The 9,428-nt window shown below is 44.3% G+C and carries 12 protein-coding genes; 11 read left to right on the plus strand and 1 reads right to left on the minus strand.

From position 1 onward, the window contains the following. Positions 1-32: 32 nt before the first annotated feature. Together ACTIE6_RS08215 and ACTIE6_RS08220 are read left to right on the plus strand one after the other, a co-directional pair. Complete coding sequence (locus tag ACTIE6_RS08215) at positions 33-428, plus strand: YidH family protein (RefSeq protein WP_439556174.1); 396 nt, start codon at positions 33-35, stop codon at positions 426-428. Positions 429-656: 228 nt separating this feature from the next. Continuing rightward, positions 657-821: a lmo0937 family membrane protein gene (locus ACTIE6_RS08220; protein ID WP_439556175.1), complete on the plus strand. Its 165-nt coding sequence runs from the start codon at positions 657-659 to the stop codon at positions 819-821. 79 nt (positions 822-900) lie between these two features. On the opposite strand, the gene ACTIE6_RS08225 is transcribed toward ACTIE6_RS08220, so the two are convergent. After that, a complete protein-coding gene (locus tag ACTIE6_RS08225; protein ID WP_439556176.1) occupies positions 901-1,545 on the minus strand; it encodes a Crp/Fnr family transcriptional regulator in 645 nt (214 codons plus the stop codon). A 178-nt stretch (positions 1,546-1,723) separates the two neighbouring features. Between ACTIE6_RS08225 and ACTIE6_RS08230 the strand changes: the two genes are divergently transcribed. The 9 genes from ACTIE6_RS08230 to ACTIE6_RS08270 form a co-directional block, all read left to right on the plus strand. Beyond that, complete coding sequence (locus ACTIE6_RS08230; RefSeq protein WP_439556177.1) at positions 1,724-2,524, plus strand: sulfite exporter TauE/SafE family protein; 801 nt, start codon at positions 1,724-1,726, stop codon at positions 2,522-2,524. A gap of 141 nt (positions 2,525-2,665) precedes the next feature. Continuing rightward, the gene (locus ACTIE6_RS08235; protein WP_439556178.1) at positions 2,666-4,087 is read left to right on the plus strand and encodes an MBL fold metallo-hydrolase; all 1,422 of its coding nucleotides are present in this window, start codon (positions 2,666-2,668) and stop codon (positions 4,085-4,087) included. A gap of 18 nt (positions 4,088-4,105) precedes the next feature. Beyond that, positions 4,106-4,405: a rhodanese-like domain-containing protein gene (locus ACTIE6_RS08240; RefSeq protein ID WP_439556179.1), complete on the plus strand. Its 300-nt coding sequence runs from the start codon at positions 4,106-4,108 to the stop codon at positions 4,403-4,405. A 20-nt stretch (positions 4,406-4,425) separates the two neighbouring features. Next, positions 4,426-4,989, plus strand: coding sequence for a YeeE/YedE family protein (locus ACTIE6_RS08245; protein WP_439556180.1), 564 nt, complete (start codon positions 4,426-4,428; stop codon positions 4,987-4,989). 4 nt (positions 4,990-4,993) lie between these two features. Next, positions 4,994-5,614, plus strand: a complete 621-nt coding sequence (locus ACTIE6_RS08250; protein WP_439556181.1) for a class I SAM-dependent methyltransferase — start codon at positions 4,994-4,996, stop codon at positions 5,612-5,614. A 6-nt stretch (positions 5,615-5,620) separates the two neighbouring features. Then, positions 5,621-6,130, plus strand: coding sequence for a DUF6691 family protein (locus ACTIE6_RS08255; RefSeq protein ID WP_439556182.1), 510 nt, complete (start codon positions 5,621-5,623; stop codon positions 6,128-6,130). Positions 6,131-6,165: 35 nt separating this feature from the next. Further along, on the plus strand, positions 6,166-7,536 hold the full coding sequence (locus tag ACTIE6_RS08260) for an MBL fold metallo-hydrolase (RefSeq protein WP_439556183.1): 1,371 nt from the start codon (positions 6,166-6,168) through the stop codon (positions 7,534-7,536). A 141-nt stretch (positions 7,537-7,677) separates the two neighbouring features. Continuing rightward, complete coding sequence (locus ACTIE6_RS08265; RefSeq protein ID WP_439556184.1) at positions 7,678-8,115, plus strand: hypothetical protein; 438 nt, start codon at positions 7,678-7,680, stop codon at positions 8,113-8,115. Between the two features lie 185 nt (positions 8,116-8,300). Continuing rightward, positions 8,301-9,428 (plus strand): TolC family protein (locus ACTIE6_RS08270; protein ID WP_439556185.1); only part of this gene is annotated, 1,128 nt, incomplete at its 3' end.

Consider the following 9,428-nt stretch of genomic DNA (forward strand, 5'->3'; position numbering starts at 1 on the left):
TAATACTTATTAATCCCTAAGAAATCTCGTAGATGAACACCGATAAAGAAAAAGATAATCTATCACCATTTAAGCCCAATGACCACCTTGCCAACGAGCGGACTTATCTGGCTTGGGTTAGAACTGGCATCGGCATCATGGCGTTTGGCTTTGTGGTAGTAAAATTTTCGCTTTTCGTTAAACAGATTGGTTTTGTATTGCATACGAAAGTAACTGCGCCCTCTCATGGCTATTCATCGATAATCGGAATTATTCTGGTCGCCCTAGGTACGCTTTCCATCCTGTTTGCTTTCTTACAATACCGCAGGACTGAAAGGCAGCTTGAAACCGGAGAGTACAAACCCACTACAGTACTTACCACAGTGTTGACTGGGGTTATTTTCCTGATTAGCATTCTGCTGATTGCATATCTATTACAGAGTGTATAATGTCGGCATAGGTATTATACAAAATGGTTGAAGATTGATTTTAATTCAAGCTTTTTACCCTTTTATAAGAATTACCCAAAATTGCCGATGATCACAGAGATATCTTGTCAGGGAAAAGCGGTCGGCAAATAGGTGTTTATTTTGGTCCCAACAACAGCACTGCGTATCTCGCTAATTTTAATACAGATGGCTGTCTCAGACTGCCGTTTTATTTAACTGTCAATACTTTTGAAAGATATTATTGGAAACATACTATCAACGCTCGCCCTGATATTAATAATCCTTTGGCTGATCGGGTATCTTGGATTTGACGGCTTTGGGATGGGCAACATCTTTCATTATTTGCTTGTGATAGCGGTTGTAGCTATTCTTCTCAGAGTAATTCGAGGTTAAAAGGTAATTACAAACCTACCGAAATATTGCATGTTAGCTGGAAGTGTCTCAATAAATCAGAGTTGGGAGATCAAGTAAATTACATCCGGGTAACCCATTCTATACTATTTCTTTGAAGTCTGATTTTTTGATCCTGTTCCATTTTTTTTAACAATCTTGATATGACTTCCCGAGAAGTATTGAGATCATTGGCAATCTGATGATGGGTAATTAAAATCTGACTGGTCTTAGTAGTGCTAAACCGATTTTTTAGGTAAAATTCCAGCCTTTCATCCATGCCCTTAAATACTACATTGTCAAATACCACCAGCAGCTCTTCAAAGCGGGCCCGGTAGTTGGCGATGACAAAGTAGTACCAGGTTTTATATTTTTGCATCAGCTCGTCCATTAACTGGATCGGGATCAGAATTGCAACGGTATCTTCCAGGGCTTTGGCCATGATCTCACTAGCCTCTTGTTTGGTATTACAGATCATGGACAAGGCGCATGCGCTTCCCGGTTCCAGATCATAGATAAAGGCTTCCTGCCCATCATCACCCTGACGGTAAAGTTTCACTCTCCCGCTTCCAATAAGCAAGGTATGTTTAATGTACTGTCCGGCCCGCATGATTACTTCTCCGGCTGGAATCGTTTTCAGGCTGCATTCCCGGATCAGGTGCTGTTTTAATTCAGGTTCGAAATCCGGGAAAACGGTGTCGAGAAAGTAGGAAATATCTTCACTCATAACTAGCTAAATGATTAAGCGGGGCATAAAGTCATAAAAAAAATGCGAACTAAAAGGTTCCGAGATGTTTGTTTCTAAAAGCTTGGGGACATAACAAATATTATTTCCCATATGTGACCTTTATCACTTTCCCGGCGCTTGACACTTCTGATTTTTGCAGCATAAACAATGCAAAAAAATGGAAATCATCGCCTACATAGCGTCTGTATTTATTGGTATCTCATTGGGTATGATCGGCGGGGGCGGCTCCATTTTGACTGTCCCTGTCCTGGTCTATATGTTCGGTATTAGTCCTTTGGTATCAACATCGTACTCGCTGTTCATTGTCGGATCAACCAGTCTTGTCGGGGCATATAGCAATTACCGTAAAGGCGCAGTCAAAATCAAAACTGCACTGCTGTTCGGAAGCACATCGATCACAACGGTTTTCCTGACGCGTAAGTTTTTAATTCCCTTGGTGCCCCATGATCTTTTTAGCATTGGAGCCTTTCAGATCACCGAACCTTTACTGACGATGGTACTCTTTGCTGTGCTGATGGTGGCGGCATCGGTAGGCATGATCAAGAGCAAGGAGCGAAAACCGGGGTGTTTGGAGTGCGACTTAAAAGGTAATATTGCCCGGATGCTTTTAAGTGGCATCGGTATTGGACTTACTACGGGCTTTCTGGGAGCAGGCGGCGGGTTTTTGCTGATACCGACCTTGGTATTGATCCTGGGTATGCCTATGAAGGAAGCTGTGGGCACTTCGCTTCTGATTATCGCGCTTAATTCGCTGATTGGTTTTGCAGGGGATATAGGACATTTTGTGATTGACTGGGCTTTTCTACTGAAAATTACTGGTATTGCCATGGCAGGGATTTTAATCGGGGGCATCCTAGCCAAAAGGGTTAATGCTACTTCTTTGAAGAAAGGGTTTGGCTGGTTTGTGCTGGTGATGGGGATTTACATTATATCCTCCGAGCTGATACATCTCAAATAAATTTTCAATTACTGGCCAAGCAGGTGAAATGATTTTCATTTTTTCCCCGCAATGTGACTCTTGTCACTGACCGGCCAGCTAAACATCCTGAAATTTGTATAGTTAATTCAAAAAGGTTTGAAAAATCAAAAGACCATCACTATGGAAATTGAGCAAATTTATACCGGCTGCCTCTCGCAAGGAGCCTATTATATCGAAAGCAATGGGGAAGCTGTCGTAATCGACCCACTGCGTGAAGTTGAGCCCTATATCAACCGTGCAGAACAAAATGGGGCAAAAATAAAATTTGTCCTGGAAACGCATTTTCATGCGGATTTTGTATCAGGCCATATTGACCTGGCTGAAAAAACAGGTGCGCAAATCGTTTTTGGTCCGACCGCTAAACCCGGCTTTGATGCTCTTGTAGCCGTGGACGGCCAGGTTCTGAAAGTGGGCGATGTGTCGCTTACAGTATTGCATACGCCAGGGCACACCATGGAAAGCACCTGTTATCTTTTAAGTGATCAGCAGGGAAAACAGGTTGGCATTTTTACAGGGGATACCCTGTTCATTGGTGATGTTGGGCGTCCTGATCTGGCACAAAAGGTATCCGCCGGACTGACACAAGAAAAGCTGGCAGAGCATCTGTTTGATTCCTTGCGAAATAAGATTATGCCGCTTGCTGATGATATTATTGTCTATCCGGCCCACGGCGCAGGAAGTGCGTGCGGTAAAAACATGAGCAAGGAAACAACCGATACATTGGGTAGCCAGAAAACCTCCAACTATGCCCTCAGACCGGATATGACCAGGGAAGAATTTGTCGAAGAAGTTACGGGTGGCCTGATGCCACCCCCTGCTTATTTTCCCGAGAACGTTTTGATGAATGTCAATGGCTACGAAAGCATTGACAGGGTTCTTGAAAGGGGAGCCCAGGCTTTGGATGCGGCGGCTTTTGAGGCGGTGGCAAACCAAACTGGCGCGGTCGTCCTTGATACCCGGGATGCAGAAATCTTTGCAAAAGGGTTCGTGCCTAACTCGATCAACATCGGGATAAATGGCGGCTTTGCTCCCTGGGTTGGAGCGCTTATTCCCGACATCAAACAAAGCATATTGATTATTACTGAGCAGGGTAGGGAAGAAGAAGTGGTGACCCGTCTTGCGCGTGTGGGCTATGACCATACGATCGGATATTTAAAAGGCGGGATCGATGCCTGGGTCAAAGCCGGTAAAGAAACCAGCCAGATCCAGTCAGTAACCGCTGACCAGATGAGTCAGCGCTTGAAAATTGACCCTGCCATCGGCGTGCTGGACGTACGTAAGGCAAGTGAGTTCCTCTCTGAGCATATGTTGGATGCAGAAAATATCCCCCTGGATTATATCAATGATCACCTGGCGCAGATCGATAAAAACAAAACGTACTTCGTACACTGCGCCGGCGGTTACCGGTCGATGATCTTTAATTCAGTACTCAAAGCACGGGGATATGACAATCTGATCGATGTCAGGGGAGGTTTTAAGGCAATTAAGGATTCAGGCAAGCTTGAAGTAAGCAATTATGTTTGTCCAAGTACACTATTGTAAGATAAGATCATGGGAATTATGTCATTGTTTTTCGGAAATAATAAAACAGACTTGAAAGGCCTTGTCGGGCACGGGGCACTGATCGTTGACGTGCGTAGCCCTGAGGAATTCGCATCGGGCCATATTGATGAGAGCATTAATATTCCGCTTGATAAGATAAGCGACAAAGCATCATTTTTGAAAAAATATGGAAAGCCTGTCATTACCTGTTGTCGTAGCGGCACGCGCAGTGGGCTGGCAGAAGGGATATTAAAAATGGCCGGGGTCCAGGTTTATAACGGCGGGGCCTGGGATAAGCTCAGACAAAAAATTCAATAAAAAAACACCTTTAAACTATTATGCTGGAAATAATAAAACAGCCCTGGCCATGGTATGTGGCCGGGCCGCTGATCGGGCTAACAGTGCCTGCACTTTTAATACTGGGTAATAAGTCCTTTGGGATTTCATCATCGCTCCGGCATGTTTGCGCCATGTGCGTTCCGGCTAAAATCCCGTTTTTTCAATACGATTGGAAAAAGGAGTTGTGGAATATGTTTTTTGTGCTGGGTATCTTTTTGGGAGGGATGATAGCGGTGACATTTCTGGCCAACACCGCGCCAGTCCAGCTGAACCCATCATTGGTAAAAGAGCTGAGCATTTATGGTGTTACTGATTTTTCATCGCTCGTGCCTGTTGAGCTGGTAAGTTGGAATAAACTTTTGACGCTGCCCGGTTTTATCATGATGGTTGGTGGTGGGTTTCTGGTAGGGTTTGGTGCGCGCTACGCGGGTGGCTGCACGAGCGGTCACGCGATTATGGGACTTGCTACCCTGCAATGGCCCTCGCTGGTTGCAACAGTATGTTTTATGATTGGCGGATTTGTAATGGCAAACTGGATATTGCCTTTCATATTAATGATGTAAGCAGATGAAAGATAACTTAAAAGCACATTGGGAAAATATTTATGGTACCAGCTCACCAGAGCAGTTAAGCTGGACAGAACAGAAGCCAGCGCATTCATTGGCCCTGATTCAGGATACAAATACCGCGAAAGATAGTGCAATCATTGACATTGGTGGCGGCGACAGCCTGCTTGTAGATTATTTATTGCTGGAAGGTTACTCGGATATAACAGTTTTGGATATTTCAGCCAAGGCGATAGAGAAAGCCCAAAAAAGGCTTGGAGCAAAGTCTGAGCAGGTTACCTGGCTGGTGGTCGACATACTGGATTTTACACCGGAAAGACAATACGCAATCTGGCACGACAGGGCGGTGTTTCACTTCCTGATCACTGCTGAGCAGAAAGCCCAATATAAGCGCATCGCTGAAAACGCGGTCGCAAAAGGGCATATGATTTTGGGCACTTTTTCTTTGTCCGGCCCTCAGAAATGCAGTGGATTGCCGGTGAGTCAGTACGATATGACTGCACTTGCCGATGTCTTTAAAGATTCGTTTGCCGTAAATACACATTTTTATGCGGGGCATATTACCCCTTTTCAAACAAATCAGGATTTCCTTTTTGCGGATTTCATTAAAGTAAAACAGTAAAAGAGAATGGCAAATTTATCAATAGCTCACAGCTCACAAAGTGAGCATGACATCCGTACAACGGATTCAATATGTATCAATGAAAGCCAAAAACAACATAAATGGTATTATAACTTAAAATACCTTGTGGTTGGATTACTTTTTGGCGTACTATTTGTGAAAGCAGAAGTGATCAGCTGGTTTAGGATCCAGGAAATGTTCAGGCTGCAATCGTTTCATATGTACGGCATTATTGGAAGCGCCGTACTGGTCGGAATGATTTCAGTGTGGCTTATCAAACGGTACCGGATCAAAACCATTTCAGGGGAAGCTATCATCTTCACCGATAAGAAGTTCAATAAAGGCCAAATTTATGGAGGCCTATTATTTGGGCTGGGCTGGGCTTTGACCGGCGCTTGTCCGGGGCCTTTGTTTGCACAGATTGGTATGGGGGCAACTGTTGTAATCGTCACGCTAATTAGCGCAGTGGCAGGAACCTGGGTGTATGGCCGGTTTAGGGATCAATTACCTCATTAGTTTCAGTAAAGAGTTGAATTAAAAAAGATTTTGTTATGAAAATACGACAATTCGAAGATAAATACTTGGCACATTACAGTTATGCCATCCTAAGTGAATGCGAATCAAAAATGGTATTAATCGATCCGGCCCGGAATCCAGAGCCTTATTATGCGTTTGCAAAAGAGCATCAAGCCCAGATTATCGCTGTAATAGAAACGCATTCACATGCCGACTTCGTCAGCAGTCATCTGGAAATTGCCCAGACCACTGGTGCTGCCATTTATGCGAGCCGAAAAATTGACGCTGCTTACACTTTGACGCCTTTTGACGAAGGAGACACATTAGCTTTTGGCAAAATCATATTGAAAGCTATTAACACACCAGGCCATTCGGATGACAGCATATCCGTTCTTTTAGAACATGATGGCAAACCTAAATATTTGTTCAGTGGGGATACGCTGTTCATTGGCGATTGTGGCCGTCCGGATTTGAGAGGAACTGGCAAAGACATGGACGCGCAGCGCAACAGACTGGCAGCTAAAATGTATGATTCACTTCGCAAAAAACTACTTCCATTACCTGATGATGTGATCCTCTATCCGGCGCATGGAGCGGGCACTTTATGCGGAAAAGCGCTGAGTGATGCTGCCAGCAGCAGCATGGGAGAGCAAAAGAGAGAGAACTGGTCCCTGCAACCCATGAGTCAGGAAGCCTTTGTACAACAATTAAGCTCTGATCAGCCCTTTATTCCAGGCTATTTTCCTTTTGATGTCGATCTGAATAAAAAAGGTGCACCAGCATTTGGGGACAGTATTGGTAAAGTAAAGCTGGCTTCATCATTCGGGCAAAGTAAGGTTGAGCAATTAGATCCTGATCTATGGGTTGTAGATAGCCGCGACCAACAGGATTTTAAAAACGGGCATCTGGCCGGATCCATTAATATTATGGACGGAGCCAAGTTCGAAACCTGGCTGGGGAGCATGATTGATCCTTCGGAGCAGTTTTACCTTGCTGCCCAGAATTTAGAAACTTTAAAAGAGCTTATTAAGCGCACAGCATCCATCGGATATGAAGCCAAGATCAAGGAAGCTTTTGTATTAAACGGTGGGAAGCAAACTATTCAGCCTTTGGACCTGGAAGATTTTAGGGATCATCAGGACAAATACACCATTGTTGATGTAAGAAACAGCTCGGAAGTATCTGAGAATCCAATTTTCAGTAGTAGTATTTCGATTCCGCTGGCCGATTTGAAAAGCAGGATTGATGAAATCCCTCATGATAAGCCGATTGCAGTACACTGCGCGGGTGGATACCGAAGCGCTATTGGCAGCTCATTGATTGCTTCGTTAATTGGGGAAGGCAAAGCCGTATATGACATTGGAGAACACATCAAAGAGTTTGATGAGCAGCCTGCTGTTGATTAGTGATTAATCTTCCGAGAGCATTTTAAAAAAAAAATGACTTTTGATTCACTAAAAACCCGATCGTTTGCGTTAACAATATTAAAGCAAGCGGTCGGGAGACCTGATCTGATATAACTTCCACTTGCAATATTTGATTTTACAGTGAAACAATTCAGTATAAAACATCAAGTTCAAGGACGCAAGCCTGTCAGGGCGGTGGTCTTCTTGTTTTTTATTTTGTTTTTGTTGTCCAACTGTCAAATTAAAAAATCTTTGCGTGATGCACTTCTAGATCACTCAAGCAAAGAGAATACCACGCAGAGAATCGATAAAGGTTTACCTGTTGCTACTACGGTGACCCAGCATGAGCCTTGTGGAATTCATAACAACTCTGCTTATGCTGATCAGCACCTTAGTACCACATCAGATACGGCTACCTTGCCGGCGGCTGAGTTCTTTACATTGTCGTATCTGCCATTTCTGCTGATATTCGCTAGATTCCTGGGAGATGTGCACAGCCCCTTGGCGCATCACTTTAAAGTTTTACTTGCCAAAACTGGCATTCCCATCTACATCAAAAACAGATATCTTCTGATTTGAGCCTACATAATAAATCTAACTTTTTATTGGTACTAACAAGATTTTACCCTTGTTGATGCCGCAGTTTTAAATTTAATAGATTTAATATGATAAGGCTTAAGCTTTGTCTGTCAAGCATTTTCGTGATGTTTGTCAGCTCGTCCTTGCATGCACAATCCAGTTTGGGACTTACCAAAATTTGGGAAATGACCCTTTCCGATTATCCATCATTAAGCTCAAAACAAGCGCAGCTGGATGAATCCAGATTCACTAAGAGGCTCACCCGGAATAATGCCTATATGCCCAATGTGCAATTGCAGCTCCAAAATTCGATGGGGACCTATGCCAGCAGCAGCGGTGCATTTTTTCCACTTCCTGGCGTGATTAATATCAATGGCCGGGCCTCAGGGCAACCACGCCAGCCGTCAGCAGCATTCAATACCTTCGGATCGGTTGTAGCAGATTGGAAGTTCTTCGAATTTGGCCGCAAAAATCTTTCCATCAAAGCTGCTGATCTGGGTATCGATCAGGCGACAAACGAGCTCGGCGCTGAACAGCTTAGGCTTAAAACCAGATCTACCCAATTGTTTTTGAAGCTGTTAAACAGTAAAGTCAATTTGCAATGGGCACTTCAAAATGAAGCACGTACAAAACAAATCTTTGAGTTATCGGCAAGTCTGGCTGTGGCAGGCTTAAAGCCGGGAGCGGACAGTTCACTTGCCTTGTCTGCTTATTTGCAGACGGATGCAGAGCAAGAGTCGTGGCAAGCAAAATTAAGCTCAGACCTGCAAGCGCTAATTGAACTCGCACCTGAGGTGGACACAGCCCAGGCGCTATATTATCAGCCTTACCTGGCCCCGGCTCCTGTAATGCAAGGCGGCGTGATAGAGCCTGGTCACCCATACTTGCAAGTACTTGATGATGCTGTAAGGTATGGCCAGACCCAGGCTGAGCTCGCTGGCCGCCAGGCGCTACCATCATTTTCAGCACTTGGAGGACTAGCCCTGAGGGGCAGCGGTATTAGTCAGGATGGCTTTGTGGAAAATGGAGTTTTAGATGGCTACGCAAACGGGTCCACCAACTACCTGCTGGGTGTGGCTGTTACTTGGAACATAACCAATGCATCTAACAGTAACTTAGAGAAGAAACGTATATTGTCAAAGGTTAGGTCACGCCAGGCAAATTATGATGTTCAAAAACTTGATCTGAACACACGGCAGAGTTCGGCCTCAAAACGTATTGAAGGACAACTAAAACAAATCAGCAGCATTAATGCAGCGGTTAAAAACGCCAGGCTGGCTTACGAGCTTTATTTATCAAGATATGAGAATGGG

This window comes from Dyadobacter sp. (genome assembly GCF_051859145.1).
GTDB lineage: Bacteria > Bacteroidota > Bacteroidia > Cytophagales > Spirosomataceae > Dyadobacter.